This is a genomic window from Cupriavidus sp. BIS7 (assembly GCF_000292345.1).
Lineage (GTDB): Bacteria > Pseudomonadota > Gammaproteobacteria > Burkholderiales > Burkholderiaceae > Cupriavidus.
In genome coordinates this window covers 176,282-195,849 of record NZ_ALOU01000009.1, presented here as the reverse complement: position 1 = coordinate 195,849, position 19,568 = coordinate 176,282, and the positions used below count along the sequence as shown (strand labels likewise).

Sequence of the window (19,568 nt, the reverse complement as noted above, 5' to 3'; positions counted from 1 at the left end):
GGGCCGACGCCTCCTGCCCCGAGGAAACGGGACCGGCGCGTCGCTCTGGCTGGCCGTCGCAAGAATGAATTTCCGTCGACTGTCTTACCGCGTACCTTGCACGCTCCCCGTCATGAGTGGTCTTTGGCTCGATGCGCGCGCGGCGAGGGCGAAGAAGAGGGCCGAACTGATTCCCAGGACGTCTGTGGCCAGCGCGACATACGTGATGGGCGTGGAAGCTCCGTAACTGCCAAGGAGATCGATCGCCCAGCCTACGCCGAGGTTTCCAAGGGCAATGGCGAACACGTTGATGCAAAGCATCTGGAAGCCGGAGATCGTCGAGCGCATCTGTTCGGGAACATGGTGCATGACCGCGGCATTCGCGGGGCCGTAGAGCGCCAATGGCAGGAAGAAGCCCGCACACATGCCGATATGGAAGATGGCAGAACCAGGGACGGCGAAGCGGTAGGCAAGCATCGGCACAGCGCAGATCAGGACGAGCAGGAGCATGAGCGAAGCATGCGATCCCGGCAGCCGGCGTGCCAGCCGATCTCCCATCACGCCGCCAGTCAGCGAGCCGATCGTCCCAAATATCAATTGCAGGATGCCGATGTTGCTGGCGACGCCTGCCGCATTCATGCCGCGCTCCCGGACAAGCCACAGTTGCGTGAATGACAGTCCAGCGAAAATCATGTGCACCAGCACGAATCCGATGAGGATGAGTACCAGCGGGCGATGCTCGCGCAGGAAACTGAGCATCCCGGTTACTTGCTGCACGATGGGGGTTCCGCGCTCGTGCGTTACCCGGCTGCCGCGTTCATCCTTCAGGAATGCCACCAGCGATGCGATGACCGCACCGGCTATGCCGAGGGTTTGGAAGGTGCCTCGCCATCCATGCGTCGCACCGAATGTGCCCGCAAGCAGGAAGCTGCAGCCGATGCCCAGCGGGATACCCATGAAGAAGACGCCCATTGCGCTGCTGCGCCGTTTGTCGGAGAAGAGTTCCGCCAGCAGGCCAATCGCTGCGGGCACCAGGGCGGCTTCACCACTGGCGACGAAGAACCTGGCCAGCACCATGTGCTCGAAACTTTGAGCGTGACCGGAAGCCCAGGTGCAGATGCTCCAGATCAGCACGCCAGCCGCAATCACGCGTGTGCGACTGAAGCGGTCAGCCAGCGTGCCCATGAAAAGGGCCATGGCGCCAAAACTGAGTACCCATACCGCCCCGACAAGGAAACCGTACTGGGCATTGCTCAGGGATAGATCGGCAATGATCTGGGACGAAAAGCCCAGCAGCATATTGCGGTCGATATGCGCCAGCAGATGGATGACCAGCAGGCTGGTCAGTACCAGGTTGGGGCTCTTCTTCCAGAACATTTCTTGTCTCCGTCATTGCGGTGCATGCCTTGTGGCGTTACCTGCGTTGCCGGCGTGCATGCGGAAGGGTCCGCGATGCGTTGTCGCGGACCCGTTCCCCGTCGGCGCCTGTCAGGCGGCCTTGCGCAGTGGCACGCCGCGCTGGGCGGGCCTGCGGTTGGGCGCCATGCCCAGGCGTTCCAGCGCCTCGTCCGTGCTGCTCCAGTGGCTGCCGATCTGGTAGATGCGGTGGGCATCGTCGCCGCTGGCGACTTCACGGTTCAGTTCACGGGCAATCCGAACCATCTGCTCAACCTGCTGTACCGATGTCGCGCGCTCGCCGTCCGGGCCGAAAAGCGTGTCCTCGATGCCAACCCGGACGTGCAATCCCATGGCGATCGCCATCGTGCACATCGGGGCCACGTTACGGTTCAGCGTCTCGACTGTCAGCACGGCGCCGTCCGGGGTGCGGCGCGCGAACTCGATCATGTCCGCAGGATGAAGGCCCGCAGCGCCGCCGCCGATGGCTACGTAGTTCAGAATCAGCGGACCCGTATATGCGCCCTTGCGGATCAGCCGCTCCACGGTTTCCAGTTGCGTCAGGTTTCCGAGCATGAAATGCGGCTGGATGCCGTTGGCGACCAGGCGACGGATATGCTCGACGTGCCACGACGGATTCGAAGGTACGATCATGTCCCGGTAGGCGGCCTGCAACATCGGATTGGTGAGCGAGGTGCCCGCCACGTCCGCCTCGGTCATCAACTCCATGACATTCATCTGGCTGGTGTTGATGGCGACGGTGACCTGGTCCGGGCGCGGATCCAGCTCGGCCAGCATATGGCGCGTATCGTCGTTGAGCCACTTCGCGGCCTGCGTATCGCCTTCCGGTGCGAATGAGATCGAGCCGCCCACCTGCAGCACCATCCTGGGCACCGCCTCACGCAGCCGCGCCAGCATTTCATTGAACATCGACAGCCGCTTGCTGCCCTTGCCGTCGGCCTCGCGCACGTGCACGTGCAGCACGGTGGCGCCGGCGTTGTAGCAGTCCACCGCCTTCTGGACCTGGTCGTCCATGGACACCGGGATGTCGTCGGAATCGCCCGGCAGCCACTGTGGGCCATAGGGCGCGACCTGGATCACGAGTTTTTCCTGGTTCTCGGGGAGCAGGGAGTCGTCAAGAAAGTGCATGGTTTATCGCCTGGGTGAGCGCCCGGGTGGGCGCATGAATGAGCGCTTGAGTAAGTTGAGGGAAGGGGTGCTTATGCGGCAACTTCGTCCGCGGCGCGCCTTTTGCGTTCGAAGTCAGCCAGTTCCTCCAGAAGGATCGGGGCGCCGAGGCTGCTCGTGTGGATGCCGAGCACACTGACGGCCTGCAGGACAGCGGCGAGTTCTTCCTTTGTGGCGCCCAACTCCAGCGCCTTGCGGATATGCCGGCGGGTGCCGGGGGCGTACATGTGGGTGCACGACGCGTCCACGGCGATCGCGATGAACTCCAGCACCTTTGGCTCCAGAACGCCCGACAGCATCGAGTGCATGCCCATCACCATGAATTTTTCTGTCCAGACGGGGTCGAGTTCGGCGATGGCGTTCCAGGCGGGGTTCCAGTTGCCAGTGGCGTGCAACTGGTCACAGACCGGGGTGGCGACAGGGCGGACGGTATCGGCAGTGTCAAAGCTCATGCGGGTCTCCCAAGGTAGCTTTGAGCGCTTGCAGCGGGGCAGCGCGACACCTGAAGTATCGATAGTCGGGCAGAATACGTTTTGCGAATTACGACATAGAATTTGCCATTTACGACAGGAATCAGGGCGCGATGGCCTACTCGCTGCGCAGTGCCAGTCTCACGAACTACGTCGATATCGCGCGTTCGGTCGGGCTAGACCCGCACGCGCTGCTGCGCGCCGCCCGGATCAGCCGGACGGCGTTGCTGGATCCGGATCTCCGCATTTCCGCAGAAGCGGTTGGCCGCCTGCTGGAGGCCTCCGCAAGCGCAGCGGGCGTCGAGGACTTCGGTTTGCGCATGGCCGAAACCCGTGAGCTATCCAATCTGGGGCCGCTTGCCATTGCCGTCCGGGAGGAGCCGACGCTGCGCCGGGTGCTGGAGTCCGTGGCCCGCTATCTGCGTCTCCACAACGAGGCGCTGGCCATGCGTATCGAAGAGGCGGACGGAATGGTGATCATTCGGCAGGAGGCACTGATCGGGCTTGGCGGCTCGCTGCGCCAGTCCAGCGAACTGATTGCCGGCGTGCTGCATCGCATGCTGACGATGTTCCTCGGACCCAAATGGAAACCGCGCGCCATTTGCTTCAGGCATTCGCCCCCGGCCAGCACCGCTACCCATCTGCGTGTGTTCGGCATGCCGGTGCTGTTCAATCAGGAGTTCGACGGCATCATCTGTCCGGCCTCCGACCTGGAGGCGCCGCTGCCATCCTATGACCCGGTGATGGCAAGGCAGGTCCGCCAATACCTCGATACGTTGCTTTTGCAAGCCGACCTCAGCGTGGCGGACAAGGTCAGGGAGTTGGTGCTCGTGCTGTTGCCGTCCTGCGCTTGCTCGGCAGAGCGGGTCGCAGAGCATCTTGGCATGGATGTTCGTACGGTGCAGCGTCGGCTGGCTCTCGATGGCCTGAGCTATTCCGGCATCCTTGAAGAAGTCCGTGCCGAACAGGCCGTCCGGTTTGTGGCGAATCGTGGGCGGCCCCTTTCAGAGGTGGCGATGCTGCTCGGTTTCTCGTCCCTCAGCACTTTCTCCCGCTGGTTTGGCGGCCACTTTGGCTGCAGTGTTTCAAAGTGGCGTGCGCAGGCCGCGTCGGCGCACGGAACGGATGGAGAGCCGCGGCCTGTGGGGCCCCTATGAATCGGGGCAGGCAGGGAAGCGCTACGCCAATCGCAGATCCCACAGCACATCCAGTACGTGCTGGGTGGGGCGTTCAACGTACCCCGCACGATGCGCGATGCCGAGCCTGCGCCATAGTGCTGGGCGCAGCGGACGCATGACGATGCGCTCGTCCGGCAATGGCGTGGTGGCCTCGTGGGGCAACAGCGCCGCGCCGTAACCCGCCGCGACCAGACTCTTGATCGCATCGTTGTAGTTGAGCTGAATGCGCGGCGCGGGATGGTGTCCCGCGGCCGCGAACCACTCCGCAGTCTGACGTGAGAGGCGCGTGGTCGCGTCATTGAGAATCAGAGGCTGGGCGGCAAGCCATTCCGGCGTGACGCGGGCCGGGCACTGCCAATGCGCCGGCACGAAGGCCATCACGGGGTCGCGGCGCCAGGGCTTTATCACCAGTCCGGCCACTGGCGGCTGAGGCAGTGCAACCAGTCCGATATCCAGCGTGCCATCCGCCAGTCGGGACAGTGTTTCCTGCGAGGTGAGGACCGCAATCTGAATGTCGATCGCGGGATGCTGCTGGCGCAGCACCTCCAGCGCCTGCGGCAGCAGGTGCGCGATCGCGCCGGTCGATGCACCGAGCCGGGCACGCCCTTCAAGCCCCGCCACCTGTCGTTGTATATCGTCCAGCGCCTGCTCCGCATCGGCCAGCAACCGACGCCCGCGCTCCACCAGCACCTCTCCGATTGCCGACGGCCTTACCTGTCCGCGTTTTCGCGACAGGAGCGGCGCTCCGATGCGGTGTTCCAGTTCAGCGATGTGGAGGCTGACCGTGGGCGGCGCCAGGTGCAATGCACGCGCCGCCTCGGCGAATGAGCCATGGTCGGCAATGGCGACCAGCGTACGCAGGCGGTCCAGGCTGATCTCTCGCATGTCGGCTCCAGATTCAGGAAAACTGAATATCAAGGTTGTGAAATTCAACTTTTCCTATTCTAGTGGTCGATGGAAGATTGGGGCTCCTTACACGCGTTACCCCTTCAGTCACCGGAGTATTCCTCGCATGAGCTCTCCCCTGGTTTTCATCGACGGCGACCAAGGCACCACCGGGTTGCAAATCCACGACCGGCTGCGCGGCCGGACCGACCTCAGCCTGTTCACGCTTGCCGCGTCGGAACGCAAGGACCCACGGCGTCGTGCGGAAGCCATCAATGCCTGCGACATCGCCATCCTCTGTTTGCCCGATGCGGCCGCACGCGAGGCGGTGAACGCCATCGTCAATCCCGCCGTCAGGGTGATCGACGCAAGTTCTGCACACCGCACGCATCCGGACTGGACATATGGCTTTCCGGAATTGGCACCGGGACAGGCCGCGCGCATCGCGAACGCGCGACGGGTCACCAATCCCGGCTGCTATCCGACTGGTGCGATTGGCTTGCTGGCTCCTCTTGTGCAGGCCGGCCTCATCCCGGCCAGCTACCCGGTCAGCATTCATGCGGTGTCCGGCTATTCCGGACGCGGCCGTGCCGGCGTGGAGGAATATGAGGGGCAGGATGCCGTCAGCGCGCCGGCATTCCAGGTCTATGGCCTGGAACTCGCGCACAAGCATCCCCCGGAGATCCAGCAGCACGCCGGGCTCGCGCAGCGTCCCATCTTCGTTCCCGCGTATGGTGCGTTCCGCCAGGGCATTGTGCTGACGGTGCCGCTGGCGTTGCGGCTGCTGGCCCCCAACGTGGATGGCGCCACGCTACACGCATGCCTCGCCCGCCACTATGCCGGGGCGCCCCACGTACATGTCACGCCGCTGCATGAGTCGAGCGAGCTGAAGTACCTGGACCCGCAAGTGCTGAACGGTACGAACGACATGCAACTGAGCGTGTTTTCCAACGCGGAGCACGGGCACGTCCTGCTGTCGGCGGTGTTCGATAACCTTGGCAAAGGTGCGTCCGGCGCAGCGGTTCAGAACCTGGACCTGATGCTCGCGCAGTAATAGTCCTTTTCCCCGTCTCCGATGCGGTGTTGCTGGCCTGGTAGCTCTTAAAGCACTTTGCTCGTATCGAGCATTCTGCCGGGCTGACGGCCAGCCAATCGCTGGCATCCGGGTTTCCACTGGCACTTTCCGGCGTAGTCGATGACTACAATGACCGAAGCAATCATTCATAAATGCTTGATTCGATCAAATGTATCTCCACCCAAGTCTGGAAATGGCTTCGGCGGATGGGTCATATGGCATCGATCGGCACCAGCAAGGAGGAGACCCAGATGTTTAATCCGTCGTCGTATCGGCGCCAGGCAACTCGCGCGATCTTTGCCATGGCGATTTCCGCCGTGATCCCCGGCCTTGGCGTTGCCCACGCGCAAGGTGGTGCCGATCGGATCGTCCGCATCGTCGTGCCATTCGGGCCGGGCGGGGGATCAGATGTGCTGGCGCGATTGATTCAACCCAGGCTGTCCGAGACGCTGAAGAGCACCGTCATCATCGAGAACCGCCCCGGGGCTGGTGGCACACTTGGTGCCGGAATGGTCGCCAAGGCGGCGCCGGACGGCAGTGTGTTGCTTCTTGCCGATGCCAGCGTCGTGACCATTGCTCCGGCTCTGTATCCGAAGCTTACCTACGCGACCAAAGACCTGACGCCGGTCATCAGCCTGGCGCAGTTTCCCAATGTGTTGGTGGCGCCTGCGCGATTGCGCGCCAACACGCTGGCGGAGCTGGTGGCCCAGGAGCGCTCCCGTCCGGAGCCGTTGTCGATTGCATCGAGTGGCAATGGCACCAGTACCCACCTGACCGCGGAATTGCTGAAGTCCGCGACCCACCTGCCACTGACACATGTGCCGTACAAGGGGAGTGGTCCCGCAATCAGTGATACGGCAGGTGGTCAGGTGGATCTGCTGTTCACCGGCTATGCGACGGTTGCTCAGTTGATCAAGGCGGGGCGTCTGAAGCCGATCGCTGTGACCTCGCCCAAACGCCAGCCTGAATTGCCGCAGGTGCCGACCGTCGCGGAGAGTGGCTTCCCAGGATTCGAGTCCTGGATTGCGCAAGCGGTCTTTGCCCCCGCAGGCACTCCACGGGATGTTGTTCAGAAGCTCAATGCGGCGATTGCCGATGCACTCCGGCAACCGGATGTGATTGCCAAGATGCGGCAGCAGGGGCTGGAACCTTATGGCAATTCGCCCGAGGAGTTCTCTTCGTGGATCGACGGGCAGTCGCGGCTGTGGGCGCGGGTTATCCGCGAGTCTGGCGTCAAGCCGGAGTGACCGGGCCGATCGCTGGCTGGCGCCAAGGCGGCGCAAGCCAGCCCAAAGTGAAAGGCCGCGCCGCTTGCGCGGCCTTTTTGTTATTCATTGTGCATATTTCGGTTCGCCAAACTGATCGAATCGATCAAAACAAGGGTAAACATCTACAGAATCACCCATCCGCGGGCGCCTAATATGATCGAAACGATCGTAAATGTGGATTTAGTGATCGAATCGGTCGATGCCGAGTGAGCAAATCTGACTGGTTCGGGCACCCCGCCTTGTGGCGCAACCGGAGACACCGCGCATGACCCTATCGCTGAAGGGAATCATTCCCGCCCTGATCACCCCGATGACCGAGGATGAGTCGGTCGACGAAACCGGACTCCGTACCCTGGTTGACCGTCTCGTCGATGCAGGCGTGCATGGCCTGTTTGTTCTTGGTACCAACGGCGAATTTATCTCGCTGTCGGAAGAGGAAAAACTGCGCATCGCACGCATTACGGTGGATCAGGCGAAGGGTCGTGTTCCGGTTATCGCCGGGACGGGCGCCTATGCTACCCGCGATGTGGTGGCGCTCAATCGCAAGATGGAGGACGTGGGGGTCGACGCCGTATCGGTGATCACGCCCTACTTCAACGGTGCCACCCAGGCCGAGTTGTTCACCCACTACAAGCAGATTGCGGCAAGCACTGCATTGCCGGTGATGCTCTACACGATTCCGGCCAAGGCGGGCATCACACTGACCATCGATACCGTGCGCAAGCTGGCCGATATTCCGAACATTCGGGGCATCAAGGACAGCGGCGGCGACTTTGACCGCCTGCTGCAATTGATCAACCTGCGCCGCGACGATTTTGCGGTGTTCACGGGAACGGATTCGATGATCCTGTGGACGTTGATCGCTGGCGGCGACGGCGCCGTGGCGGCCACTACCAACGCGGTGCCCGCCGTGGTCATGTCGATCTGGAACCAGTTCCAGGCTGGCAACATCCCGGCCGCCCGCGCTGCGCAGGAATCGTTGCGCGCACTGCGCGATGCGTTCGCGCTGGGCACCTTGCCGGTCGTGCTGAAAACTGCTGCCGAAATGCTCGGCATGCCGGCCGGCCCGGCGCGCGCTCCGGCCAGACCGCTCGATGCCAAGGCCCGCGAACAGCTTGCGCAGGCCCTGTCCATCTACCGGCCGGCCTGACCGCTTCATATCGGCCCCGCGTTGTCATCGTCCCCCGTATCCGTCATGACCAGTACCTACCATTTCCAGACCGTCCGGCACATCGTGCACGGCGCAGGCAGTCTTGACCTGCTTGCTGACAAACTCTCGCTGCTGGACCGCCCCGTCTCGCGCATCGCCCTCATCACGCAACCGGTGATGGAGGAAAACGGTGTGATCGCCCGCGTGGTGGCGGCGTTGGCCGCCCGCGACGTGGAGGTGCGCATCGTGCGTGGCGTGGAGCCGGAGCCCAGCATCGAGAACGTGGAAACCGTGTTCCGCGAGCAGATCGCTCCGTTCGCGCCGCATGCGATTCTGTCGATTGGTGGCGGCAGTGTGCTGGATGCGGCAAAGCTGTTCTCGGTGAGGTTGACCAATGACGAGCCGCTGCGCAACTGGCTTGGAATCGACCTGATCAAGCATCCCGGCGCGCCGATGATCCTGGTGCCGACGACTGCTGGTACCGGTTCGGAAGTTACGCCGAATGCCATCGTCACGCTGCCCGACGAGGCGCTGAAAGTGGGTATCGTCAGCCGCCATCTGCTGCCTCAGGTGGTGATCCTTGATGCGTCGCTGACGCTGGACCTGCCGCGCCCGATCACCGCCGCCACTGGTGTCGATGCGTTCGTCCATTCGCTGGAATCGTATATCTCCACCAAGGCCAATCCGGTCAGCGACATGTTTGCAATGGAGTCGATGCGGCTGATCGGCGCCAACATCGTCGAAGCGTACGAGAATGGCCATTCGGTCAAGGCGCGCGAGGCGATGATGCTGGGCTCGATGTACGGTGGTCTGGCGCTGACTGCGGCGGGAACGGCCGCCGTGCACGCCTTGGCGTATCCGCTGGGCGGCATGTTCAACGTCACGCACGGCGTGGCCAACGCCATGCTGCTGCCGCACGTGATGGCTTTCAACAAGGATGCCATCGAGGAGCGGCTGGCCACTGTTGCGCGCGCACTCGATCTGGCCACGGCGGGCGAGAGCGCGCCTGAAGCTGCCCAGAAACTGATCGATCGTCTGTCGCTATGGACGCGGCAACTGCAGATCCCGCAGGATCTGCGCCGCTACGGCGTGACCGAAGCCGATCTCGACCGGCTGGCCGAGGGCGCTGCCAAGGTCAAGCGACTGCTTGGCAACAACCCCAAGCCGTTGACGCTGGATGACATGAAAGCGATCTACCGTCGCTTGCTGCCGTGAACACGCCAGACGCACGCCATCCCGCATTGCTGGTCATCGCCGACGACCTGTCCGGCGCGGCTGACTGCGCGGTGGCAGGCACGCGTGCGGGTTTGCACAGCGCGGTGTGCTTCGGTGGCCAACCGGGCGGTCGGACCCCCACGCGCTTGCATCCGGTGGATGTGCTGGCCGTCGATGTGGATTCGCGTCGTGCCAGCGCCGTGAGCGCGGCGGTGCGGCACGCGGCAGCCTGGCGCGCGTATGCCGGCGCTGAAACGCGCCTCTACAAGAAGCTCGATTCCACGTTGCGTGGCAATGTCGGGGACGAGATCGCGAGCCTGGTGCCACTGGCGGGCATGGCCATCGTGGCGCCGGCACTGCCTGCACAGGGCCGCGTGACGCGCGCAGGCCGCCAGTATCTGCACGGGCAGCCCGTGGAAGCTTCGGAAACCTGGCGCAACGAGGGCATCGCCGGTCGCGCCGATCTGTGCGACATGCTGTCCCGCGCTGGTCTGCGTGTTGCGTCGATCGCGCTGACGGACATTCGCGCTGGCCGCGATGCGCTGGCCGCCCAGCTTGCGGCATGCCAGCGCGAGCGGTTCGATGCCGTTGTGTGCGATGCGGAAACAGACGCTGACCTGCGAGACATTGCTGTCGCATCGGCGACCATGGCACGGGTGTTCTGGGCAGGGTCCGCGGGTCTGGCGCCCGCCGTCATCGCGGCGATGGGCATGTCCGGCGTCGTGCGCGCCATACCGGACGCCATACCGGCGCAGGTAGCGGGGCGTCGCCCCGTGCTGGCGGTGGTCGGCAGCATGTCGAGCGTTTCCCATGAACAGGCCGCGCGCTTGAAGGCTGCGGCTGGTGCCGCACTGTATGCCGTTGAAGTGGGTGTGGATACGGCACAACTGACCGATGTGGCGAATGCCGTCGCCAACGCGTTGCGCGATGGCCGCGACGTGCTGGTCACGATGAGCCAGTCGACACGGCACCAGGCGGATGGCCCGGCCCTGTGTCAGGGGCTGGCAACCGCGCTCGCAGTGGCGTTGCCGCAGGCGGGCGCGTTGATTGCCACGGGCGGCGAAACCGCGCGCGCGCTGTTGGCAACGATTGACGTCGACGCGCTGCGCATCGTCGATGAAGTGGAACCGGGGTTGCCGCTGCTGATGGCCAACCCGAAGCATCTGGCAGGCGCCGCAATGCCTGTGGTCACGAAAGCCGGCGCGTTTGGCGCGCCTGACGCGCTCGTGGCAGCCTGGCGGCGCCTGACAACTACCTTGCCAAGTGCAATGACCTCTCAAGGAAATCCTGCCATGAACAACCGGCCAGTGATTGGTATCACCATGGGCGACGCCGCCGGCGTTGGACCCGAAATCATCATGAAAGCACTGACGCACCGGCACGTGTACGACGCTTGCTGTCCGTTGGTGATCGGGGACGCGCAGCGCCTGCGCGATGCGGGCCGCCGCGCGGGAGTTGCGCTGGAGGTTCGCGCCGTGGCAGGGCCAGCCCAGGCCTTGTTCCAGCCGGGCGTGGTGGACTGCATAGACCTGGGACTGATTCCCGCAGACCTGCCGTACGGCAAGCTGTCGCCCATCGCGGGCGATGCCGCTTACCAGTACATCGCCCGCACCGTGGCATTGGCATCGGCCGGCGAACTTGACGCGATCTGCACCGCGCCGCTCAACAAGGAAGCGCTGCACGCGGGCGGACACATTTTTCCGGGACATACCGAGATGCTGGCCCACCTGACCGGGGTCGACGAGGTGTCGATGATGCTGGTGGCGCCAAAGCTGCGCGTGATCCACGTGACGACACACATTGGCCTGCTGGACGCCATCCGGCGCATCGAACCGGGCCTGGTGCAGCGCACGATCGAACGCGCGCACGCCACGCTGGAGCGCGCCGGCATCGCCAATCCGCGCATCGGCGTCTGCGGCATCAATCCGCATGCAGGGGAAAACGGCCTGTTTGGCTATGGCGAGGAAGAAGAGAAGATCATGCCAGCCATCGCCGTGGTTCAGGCGCGCGGGTGGCGCGTCGAGGGGCCGTTGCCAGCGGACACGCTGTTCTTCCGCGCCGGCCGTGGCGATTTCGATGTGGTGGTGGCCATGTACCACGACCAGGGCCATGGCCCGGTCAAGGTGATGGGGCTGGAGGCTGGCGTCAACGTGACGGTGGGTTTGCCGGTCATTCGCACCTCGGTGGATCACGGCACGGCCTTCGATATCGCGGGCACTGGCATCGCGGATGAGCGCAGCATGCTCGAAGCGTTCCGCCAGGCGTGCGAGCTTGCTACGCGCCGCAATGCCGGCGCGGAAACATCGGTTGAAGGGCGAGAGGCGCCGGCACAGATGGCTTGAGCGCGGCGCGTTCAAGCCCCCGAGATATCAGCAACGATCGTTTCTACACATAAGCACCAGCGTGCGCAGGCCCGAACCGGCGACAAAGCCGGGGGCCAGAGCGGCTACCCCCGCCGCCAAAGGAGACACAGATGACATCGTTCTCACACCTGGATACCGCCATCATCATCGGCATGGTGGTCGTATACATCGTCGTGACCAGCATTGCCAGCGTCAGGCTGCGCAGTCGCAACTCCGAGCAGTTCATGGTGGCGGGCCGCTCCATGCCGGCGGTAGTGGTTGCGGTGTTGCTGATGTCGGAATACATCGGCGCGAAATCGACCATCGGCACATCGCAGGAGGCATTCAGTGTCGGTATCGCGGCGTCCTGGTCGGTCATCTCGGCCGCGATCGGCTTCCTGTTCTTCGGGCTGTTCATGGCGAAGCGCCTGTATGCCTCGGGTGAGTTCACGATCTCAGGGTTCATCGCCAAGAAGTATGGCCACACCGCCAAGCTCGTGGTGTCCGCCATCATGATCTACTCGCTGCTGCTGGTGAACGTCGGCAACTATGTCAGCGGCGCGGCCGCCATTTCGACGGTCATGCGCATTGACCTTCCCACGGCCGCGCTCATCACGGCCGTCGTTAGCACCATCTACTTTGCGTGGGGCGGACTCAAGAGCGTGGCCTACCTGAACCTGTTGCACAGCGGCGTCAAGCTGGTGGGTATCGGCATTCTGGTGGCGGTTGCGTGGAAGCTCTCCGGTGGTCCCGGTCCGATGATGCGCAACATGCCCGAGCACTATTTCACGTGGAAGGGCGCGCTCAGCGGCGGCACGATCGGCGCGTGGATCATCGGCTCGGCCGGCGCCATTTTCTCGACCCAGTTCATCATCCAGGCGATCTCCTCGACCCGGTCGCCAGCGGCTGCGCGCCGGGCATCGCTGATGGCCGCGGGGCTGTGCGTGCCCATCTCGATCGCGCTGGGCTTCATCGGTGTGGCGGCCAAGTACTTGTACCCAAATATCAAGAGCCTGTACGCGCTGCCGGTGTTTCTGGAACACATGGGACCGCTGCTGGCCGGTGTGGTGACGACAGCGCTGGTGGCCTCGATCTTTGTGAGTGTCTGCACTGTGGCGCTGGCCATTGCGTCCCTGGTGGTAAAGGACTTCTACGTGCCGCGCTATCAGCCGACGCCTGAACAGGAGTTGCGTGCCACGCGCTGGATTTCGCTGCTGGTGGGCTTCCTGCCGCTGATCTTCGTGTTGTTCGTGCCGCAGATCCTGGCGCTTTCCTTCTTCACCCGCGCACTGCGGCTCTCGGTCTCGGTGGTCGCGCTGATCGGCATCTACCTGCCGTTCTTCGACAGCCGTCGCGGTGCTGTCATCGGGCTGGCGGCGGCCGCGGTTGCCACCACCATCTGGTATTTGCTCGATAACCCGTTCGGTGTCGACAACATGTACGTGGCACTGCTCACGCCGGCCATCGTGCTGGTGATCGACAAGCTGCTGTTTCCGCATCAGGCGCAGAGCGAGCCGTCGCCCGCCGTCGCCACCAATACCCAGGCGGCAAGCGCCGCACAGCGCAAAGCCGCGCACTGAATCCAGGATTTCCGGAGTTTTGTCATGACGTCCGATGTCAATGTTTTCGACCCCACTGTTGCCACCCCCTACGCCGACGGGGAGCGCCGCGAGGCCATGCTGCCATCGCCATGCATCCAGAACCACGCGGCGAACCTGCACGCGCTGCCGAATGGCGATCTGTTGTGCGTCTGGTTTGGCGGCACGCAGGAAGGGATTCCGGATGTTTCCATCTACCTGTCGCGCTTGCCGGCCGGTGGTGATTGCTGGACGCCCGCCCAGAAACTGTCGGATGACGCATCGCGCTCCGAACAGAATCCCGTGTTGTTCACCACACCCGAGGGCGCACTCTGGCTGATCTACACGGCGCAGTTGTCCGGGCATCAGAACACGGCGATCGTGCGCCGGCGCATTTCCCATGACGGCGGTCACCACTGGGGGCCGGTGGAAACGCTGTTCGACCGCGCGGGCACGTTCGTGCGCCAGCCGATTGCAGTGTTGCCCGACGGCGCCTGGGCGTGCCCGGTGTTCCTGTGCCGCACCGCACCGGGCGAGCGTTGGGTCGGCAACGACGACATCAGCGCGGTCATGGTGTCCACCGATGCGGGGCTGACGTGGCAGGAGCACGAGGTACCGCAGAGCGTGGGTTGCGTGCACATGAACGTGCAGACGCTGGCCGACGGCACGCTGCTGGCGCTGTATCGCAGCCGCTGGGCTGACAACATCTACATGAGCCGGTCACGCGACGGCCGGACCTGGAGTGCGCCGGAGCCCACCGACTTGCCGAACAACAACTCATCGATCCAGTTCACGGCGCTGCGCAACGGGCATCTGGCGCTGGTCTTCAACGAGAGCGATGCGTCGCACGCCACGGCACGCCGGGCGTCGCTGTACGACGATATCGAGGACTCGGAGGACAGTGGCGACCTTCGCGACCAGGCCGCCTCCGCACGTGGCACTGCATTCTGGGGTGCGCCACGAGCGCCGCTTTCGCTGGCGATTTCCGAGGACGGCGGCAAGACCTGGCGGCGCCGTCGGGCGCTCGAAATCGGCGACGGGTACTGCATGACCAACAATTCGGCCGAGCAGCGCAATCGCGAGTATTCTTACCCGTCGATCACGCAGGGCCCGGATGGCGCCCTGCATATTGCATATACCTGGTTCCGGCAGCGCATCAAGTATGTGACTGTCGATGAATCGTGGGTGCGTGGGTAGGGCGCTGGCGGTGGATGGACCTGATACCGTGCCGGTGTGATGCCCAACGGAACCCGGACAGAAGATGAGGCCACGAGATGAAAGTGAACAATCGACGTGAGGCAGTGCTCAAGGCGGTGCTTGGTGGCATGAACGATGTGGCTACCTTGTGCGAGCACTTCGGCATGTCCGAGGCGACCGTGCGGCGGGATCTGCGCGCGCTGGCGTCGACCCGGCGCATCGTGCGCACATATGGCGGTGCGGCCGCCGTGGGTGCGCATGAGCCCGAAGCGACGCTCGAAGAGCGGCGGGTCAGCGCACGCGAGCAGAAGGATGCCATCGCCCGGGCCGCGTTCGCGCGGATTGCCGATGGCGACACGATCTTCCTGGATGGCGGCACCACCACGGCCGCGCTGGCGCGACTGTTGCCGGCCAAGGCTGTACATGTGGTGACCAACAACCTGATTGTCGTGAGCGCGCTGGCAGCTACGGAGGTGCCGGTCACCCTCATTGGCGGGGACGTGCGCGCGTCCAGCATGAGCACGCTGGGCCCGCTGGCGCAGGTGGTGCTGAGCCGGATCAGCGTCGACAAGGCATTCCTGGGGGCCGATGGTGTCGTGGCCGGCAATGGCCTGTGCGAAGCGTCCGCCGAGCAGGCCTACCTGAAGGAATGCGCGATCCGGCAGGCTGCCGAAGTATTCGTGCTGGTGACCGCCGACAAGGTCGGACACGCCAGCCAGCAACACTGGACGCCGCTGGAGCGGCCATGGCATCTGCTGACCGACGACGCGGCAACGGCCGAGCAACTGGCGCCGTTTCTGGCGCGCGCCGAGGTCAGCGTCCAAACGGTGCCGGTGGCCGATCCGAAAGGCCAGGCGGCCGGTGTCGCGGCAGAAGCCGGCAAATGATGTCTGGAGAAGCTGGGGCACCCATCATGACGGAACAGAAGGCAAGGACTGCGCGGCACGCCGTCGTGACGGGCGCTTCGTCGGGCATCGGGCAGGCCATCGTTGCGCGGCTGCTTGACGAGGGCTGGCGCGTGACCGGCATCTGCCGCCGCCAGCCAGAGCAGGCCCGCGAGCGGCTCGACATCGTCCTGGCGGACGTCACTGACGAGGCGCGCCTGGTGGAGGTGTGCAAGGCGATCGGCGAAGTCGACGCCGTCATTCACGCAGCAGGTTTCATGCGTACCGCACCGCTTGGCGAACTGAGCCACGACGACGGTGCGGCGATGTGGCAGGTGCATGTCAGGGCGGCTGAAGTGCTGGCGAACCAGCTGGTGCACAGGATGCGCGATGGCGGCCGCATCGTGCTGGTGGGGAGCCGGACTGCCAACGGCGCCCCAAATCGCAGCCAGTACGCCGCCACCAAAGCTGCACTGGTAGGCATGGTGCGTTCCTGGGCGGCAGAACTTGCCCCCCGTGGCATCACCGCCAACGTCATTGCCCCCGGCGCGACCGATACCCCGTTCCTGCGCGATCCGGCGCGCGCGCATACCCCTCCGAAGCTGCCCCCGCTCGGACGCTTCGTCACGGCAGAAGAAGTCGCCGCGCTGGCTGCCTTCCTGGTAGGCGATCACGGCGGCGCGATCACTGGCCAGCAGATCGTCATGTGCGGCGGGGCGTCGCTTTGAGCGGTTGCCAGGCTTGCAGAATGGTGCTTGCCGGCCCTGTTCGGCCGTTTGCAACGGTATAGCGCAAGCGACAGTTCACAATGGCGAGGGACTATCAGGGAAAACACCCCCTCTCATTGGGCGATGCCCGCGCGGCATTTGAGGAAGTAGACTCCGCGAAAAGCCATTCAGGAGGGAGCCCATGCCGTCAATGCATGAAAAGCGCCCGGCCATGCGCCGCTCGACGTTTTACGCCCTGGCGGCACTCGCAGTCCAGATCCTGGCCCTCGGAATATGGATTGCCCGCTTCTACTTCCTGGGAGATCAGTCAGCCCCGATGGTTGGCATCGACTTTGCAATATTCTGGTCTGCCGCAAAGGTGGCCATGGCGCACGGGGCCGCCTCGGTATTCTCGCCGCAGTGGATGCTGCCCATGGAAGTTGCGTTGGGCCTCAGCGACTACTCGGCTTGGCCGTATCCGCCGACGTTCCTGCTGGCAGTCCTGCCATTCGGGCGGCTGCCTTTTGGGGTAGCGCTCTTCCTGTACTCAGCCCTTGGCTTGCTGGTCTATTACGCCGTGCTGGCCCGCTTCTGTCGCGGGATTGACCGTGCATATCTGCCGCCGCTGCTGGCTTTCCCCGGGGTCGCCATTGCCATCGGGCTCGGGCAAAACTCCCTGTTCACGGTTGCAGCTGCCGGAGCGGCGCTGGCAATGATCGAAGTTGACGCCGCGCTGGCAGGGGTATTTATCGCCATGCTTGCGATCAAGCCGCAATTTGGCGTCCTGTTTCCCCTGGCACTCATATGCGGCAGGCAATGGAAGGTTTTCGGCGTTTCCGCACTTGGCACCGTCGTCTTTGCCGGGGCTAGCGTTGTGGTGCTCGGACAGGACGCCTGGCATGCATTTGCGACGTTTCTACCCCAATTCAGCGAATTGGCGGTAGAACAGGGCGGCAGCATGATGTGGCCGGGAATGCCAACCACCTTCGCGCTAGGCCGAAGCGTCGGCTTGTCCGTCAATGCCTCTTACCAGCTACACGGCATTGTTGCAGTACCAGCGGCCCTTGCGATGGCTTTCCTGTGGGCGCAGCGCGCCAGATTTGAACTGCGGGCGGCCTCGCTCATCATCGCCACGTTGCTGATGCAGCCCTACATCATGTTCTACGATCTGGCATGGCTCATCTTGCCGCTTGTCCTGCTCATGCGCGACGGCAGGGTGTCAGCGCTGGGACGCATGGAATGGCTTGTCCTTGCCGCCGTGTGGGTGGCGCCAGCACAGGCACTCCTCTCCGCATACCTTCACCAGTACCTCAACATTCTTCCCGCCGTGATGATTGCCTTGCTCGTCATTGTGGTGCGCCGACATCTGGCGACGACAGCGGTGGTGCCAGCTTGCCAGCCATAACAGCGCGCGAGCCGGGAACGCTCAGCCGCAAGCCTTGATCAACTGTGCTGCCAGCCGTTCGATATAGCGATCATCCGGCGTTTGCTTCAGGAAAATGATGGCCGATACGATGGGCGAGACCATCATCGACACAAGGATCTCGGCGTCGTGCCGCGCATCTATCTCGCCACGCGCCTGCGCCTGCAGTATTGGTGTCTGGAAGTCTTTCAGTACACCGCTCCAATGCGATGCAATCATCTGCCGAAACTCCGCATTGTTGGTCGATGCCAGGATCGTGTTCATGGCGATTTCGACTGGATCACTGAGGAAGTCCCGCAGCGTGAATGCCATGCGGCGGATGTCGGCGCGCCAGTCCCCAGTGAACTGAACATCGATGCGCGAGGTGTGCTCGCTCAGTGCCTCCGCAATCAGTGAGGCGCGATCCGGCCAGCGGCGATGGATGGTCGTGCGATGAACATTGGATAGCCTGGCCACTTCCTGCAACTCGAAATCGATGTGGCCCGCCTCGATGAGGTTGAGCACGGTTGCCGCAATAGCCTTGCGAACCTGCTCCGTCCGGCCGCCCGGCCGGATCAGGCCCGGCCCATTCTTGACACCCATATCTTTTGCGCTCTGTCATTTTGTTGCACGCCGCATCATAGCTTGACGCCAACGTACCTCGTGGCTAACAATGCCACTAATGCATCATAGGATGTATTAGTGGCATTTGCGTTTGCGGGTTGCCACATCGACTGTTGACAACGGAAAAGGAGACACACGTATGGCAGAGATCGCACGATATGGAGCGGACACACCCCTTGAGACTATCGGGAACGCCCTCGAACAGCATGGCGCCGTCATTGTTGAGGGATTGCTTGATTCCTCCACGCTTGCCGAACTGGATCGGGATATCGATCCATTGATTTCGGCTTCCAACCCCGCGCAAGCACACCTGAACGAAGGCGTTGCCGCGTTCTTTGGCAAGCATGTTCGTCATCTGACCGGGTTGGCCGGCAAATCCGATGTCTTTGCCGAAAAGGTGATGTGCCATCCGGTCCTTCTGGCGCTGTGTGATCGCTTCCTGCTGCCCAACTGCGCGGATTACCAACTGAACCTCGGGCACATGATGGACCGGGGCCCGGGTGCGAATGCCCAGCCAATGCATCGCGACGAGGACGTGTGGATCCACTTCAACCGTCCGCGCCCGGTCGTGCAACTGGCTACCGTCGTGGCCCTGGTGGACTTCACCCGGGAAAATGGTGCAACCCTTGTTGTCCCCGGCAGCCATCAATGGCCGCGCGAGCGTCAGCCGGAGGCATCGGAAATTGCGGTTGCCGAGATGCGAGCAGGGTCCGCTGTCATTTACCAGGGCTCCACCTTGCACGCCGGCGGCGCGAATGCGACATCGGACCAGTGGCGGCGCGGTTTTCACATGAGCTATACGCTTGGCTGGCTCCGAACCGAGGAGAACAACGTACTCGCGGTGCCGCCGGCACGGGCGCGACGGCTGTCCAGACGGGCGCAACGCCTGCTTGGCTACGGTGTGCACGACGCCATCCGCGATAACGGCGGGTATCTGGGTATGGTTGAAATGCGCGATCCGCTTGATCTGCTCAGTGAAGGGCAGCTCTGACAACAGTCCAATAAAAGGAGGAAGGGATGTCCCTTCCTCCT

Annotated in this window: 17 protein-coding genes; 12 read left to right on the top strand and 5 right to left on the bottom strand. The window is 63.6% G+C overall.

All coding sequences use genetic code 11. The features are described from left to right. Window positions 1-84: 84 nt before the first annotated feature. The 3 genes from B552_RS0103710 to B552_RS0103700 form a co-directional block, all read right to left on the bottom strand. Entirely contained in the window at window positions 85-1,356 is a 1,272-nt protein-coding gene (locus tag B552_RS0103710) for an MFS transporter (protein WP_019447660.1), read from the bottom strand. A 111-nt stretch (window positions 1,357-1,467) separates the two neighbouring features. Beyond that, on the bottom strand, window positions 1,468-2,523 hold the full coding sequence (locus B552_RS0103705; RefSeq protein ID WP_019447659.1) for a 3-keto-5-aminohexanoate cleavage protein: 1,056 nt from the start codon (window positions 2,521-2,523) through the stop codon (window positions 1,468-1,470). 71 nt (window positions 2,524-2,594) lie between these two features. Then, window positions 2,595-3,014 (bottom strand): carboxymuconolactone decarboxylase family protein, encoded by a 420-nt coding sequence (locus B552_RS0103700; RefSeq protein ID WP_019447658.1) that lies wholly within the window; start codon window positions 3,012-3,014, stop codon window positions 2,595-2,597. Between the two features lie 131 nt (window positions 3,015-3,145). Here B552_RS0103700 and B552_RS0103695 point away from each other — a divergent pair, with 131 nt between their 5' ends. After that, the gene (locus B552_RS0103695; protein ID WP_019447657.1) at window positions 3,146-4,189 is read left to right on the top strand and encodes an AraC family transcriptional regulator; all 1,044 of its coding nucleotides are present in this window, start codon (window positions 3,146-3,148) and stop codon (window positions 4,187-4,189) included. A 21-nt stretch (window positions 4,190-4,210) separates the two neighbouring features. Here the strand turns inward: B552_RS0103695 and B552_RS0103690 are convergent, their stop codons facing one another. Continuing rightward, window positions 4,211-5,095 (bottom strand): LysR family transcriptional regulator, encoded by an 885-nt coding sequence (locus B552_RS0103690; protein ID WP_019447656.1) that lies wholly within the window; start codon window positions 5,093-5,095, stop codon window positions 4,211-4,213. A 127-nt stretch (window positions 5,096-5,222) separates the two neighbouring features. Between B552_RS0103690 and argC the strand changes: the two genes are divergently transcribed. The 10 genes from argC (at window position 5,223) to B552_RS0103640 (ending at window position 17,915) form a co-directional block, all read left to right on the top strand. Continuing rightward, the gene (argC, locus tag B552_RS0103685) at window positions 5,223-6,149 is read left to right on the top strand and encodes an N-acetyl-gamma-glutamyl-phosphate reductase (protein WP_019447655.1); all 927 of its coding nucleotides are present in this window, start codon (window positions 5,223-5,225) and stop codon (window positions 6,147-6,149) included. Between the two features lie 173 nt (window positions 6,150-6,322). Beyond that, window positions 6,323-7,417, top strand: a complete 1,095-nt coding sequence (locus tag B552_RS0103680; protein WP_083860212.1) for a tripartite tricarboxylate transporter substrate binding protein — start codon at window positions 6,323-6,325, stop codon at window positions 7,415-7,417. A 286-nt stretch (window positions 7,418-7,703) separates the two neighbouring features. Then, window positions 7,704-8,588: a 4-hydroxy-tetrahydrodipicolinate synthase gene (dapA, locus tag B552_RS0103675; protein WP_019447653.1), complete on the top strand. Its 885-nt coding sequence runs from the start codon at window positions 7,704-7,706 to the stop codon at window positions 8,586-8,588. A gap of 45 nt (window positions 8,589-8,633) precedes the next feature. After that, on the top strand, window positions 8,634-9,803 hold the full coding sequence (locus tag B552_RS0103670; protein ID WP_019447652.1) for an iron-containing alcohol dehydrogenase: 1,170 nt from the start codon (window positions 8,634-8,636) through the stop codon (window positions 9,801-9,803). Further along, complete coding sequence (pdxA, locus tag B552_RS28190; protein ID WP_019447651.1) at window positions 9,800-12,145, top strand: 4-hydroxythreonine-4-phosphate dehydrogenase PdxA; 2,346 nt, start codon at window positions 9,800-9,802, stop codon at window positions 12,143-12,145. The genes B552_RS0103670 and pdxA overlap by 4 nt, the downstream gene beginning before the upstream one ends. 131 nt (window positions 12,146-12,276) lie before the next feature. Beyond that, window positions 12,277-13,725, top strand: a complete 1,449-nt coding sequence (locus B552_RS0103660) for a sodium:solute symporter family protein (protein ID WP_019447650.1) — start codon at window positions 12,277-12,279, stop codon at window positions 13,723-13,725. Window positions 13,726-13,749: 24 nt separating this feature from the next. Next, on the top strand, window positions 13,750-14,919 hold the full coding sequence (locus B552_RS0103655) for an exo-alpha-sialidase (RefSeq protein WP_019447649.1): 1,170 nt from the start codon (window positions 13,750-13,752) through the stop codon (window positions 14,917-14,919). A gap of 77 nt (window positions 14,920-14,996) precedes the next feature. Then, window positions 14,997-15,806, top strand: coding sequence for a DeoR/GlpR family DNA-binding transcription regulator (locus B552_RS0103650; RefSeq protein WP_019447648.1), 810 nt, complete (start codon window positions 14,997-14,999; stop codon window positions 15,804-15,806). A gap of 26 nt (window positions 15,807-15,832) precedes the next feature. After that, a complete protein-coding gene (locus B552_RS0103645; RefSeq protein WP_019447647.1) occupies window positions 15,833-16,531 on the top strand; it encodes an SDR family oxidoreductase in 699 nt (232 codons plus the stop codon). A 181-nt stretch (window positions 16,532-16,712) separates the two neighbouring features. Further along, window positions 16,713-17,915: a glycosyltransferase family 87 protein gene (locus tag B552_RS0103640; protein ID WP_026035285.1), complete on the top strand. Its 1,203-nt coding sequence runs from the start codon at window positions 16,713-16,715 to the stop codon at window positions 17,913-17,915. 21 nt (window positions 17,916-17,936) lie between these two features. On the opposite strand, the gene B552_RS28055 is transcribed toward B552_RS0103640, so the two are convergent. After that, window positions 17,937-18,515 carry a TetR-like C-terminal domain-containing protein gene (locus B552_RS28055; protein ID WP_019447645.1) on the bottom strand — a complete coding sequence of 193 codons (579 nt, stop codon included), beginning with the start codon at window positions 18,513-18,515 and terminating at the stop codon, window positions 17,937-17,939. Between the two features lie 160 nt (window positions 18,516-18,675). Here B552_RS28055 and B552_RS0103630 point away from each other — a divergent pair, with 160 nt between their 5' ends. Next, complete coding sequence (locus B552_RS0103630) at window positions 18,676-19,527, top strand: phytanoyl-CoA dioxygenase family protein (RefSeq protein WP_019447644.1); 852 nt, start codon at window positions 18,676-18,678, stop codon at window positions 19,525-19,527. Window positions 19,528-19,568: the final 41 nt, after the last annotated feature.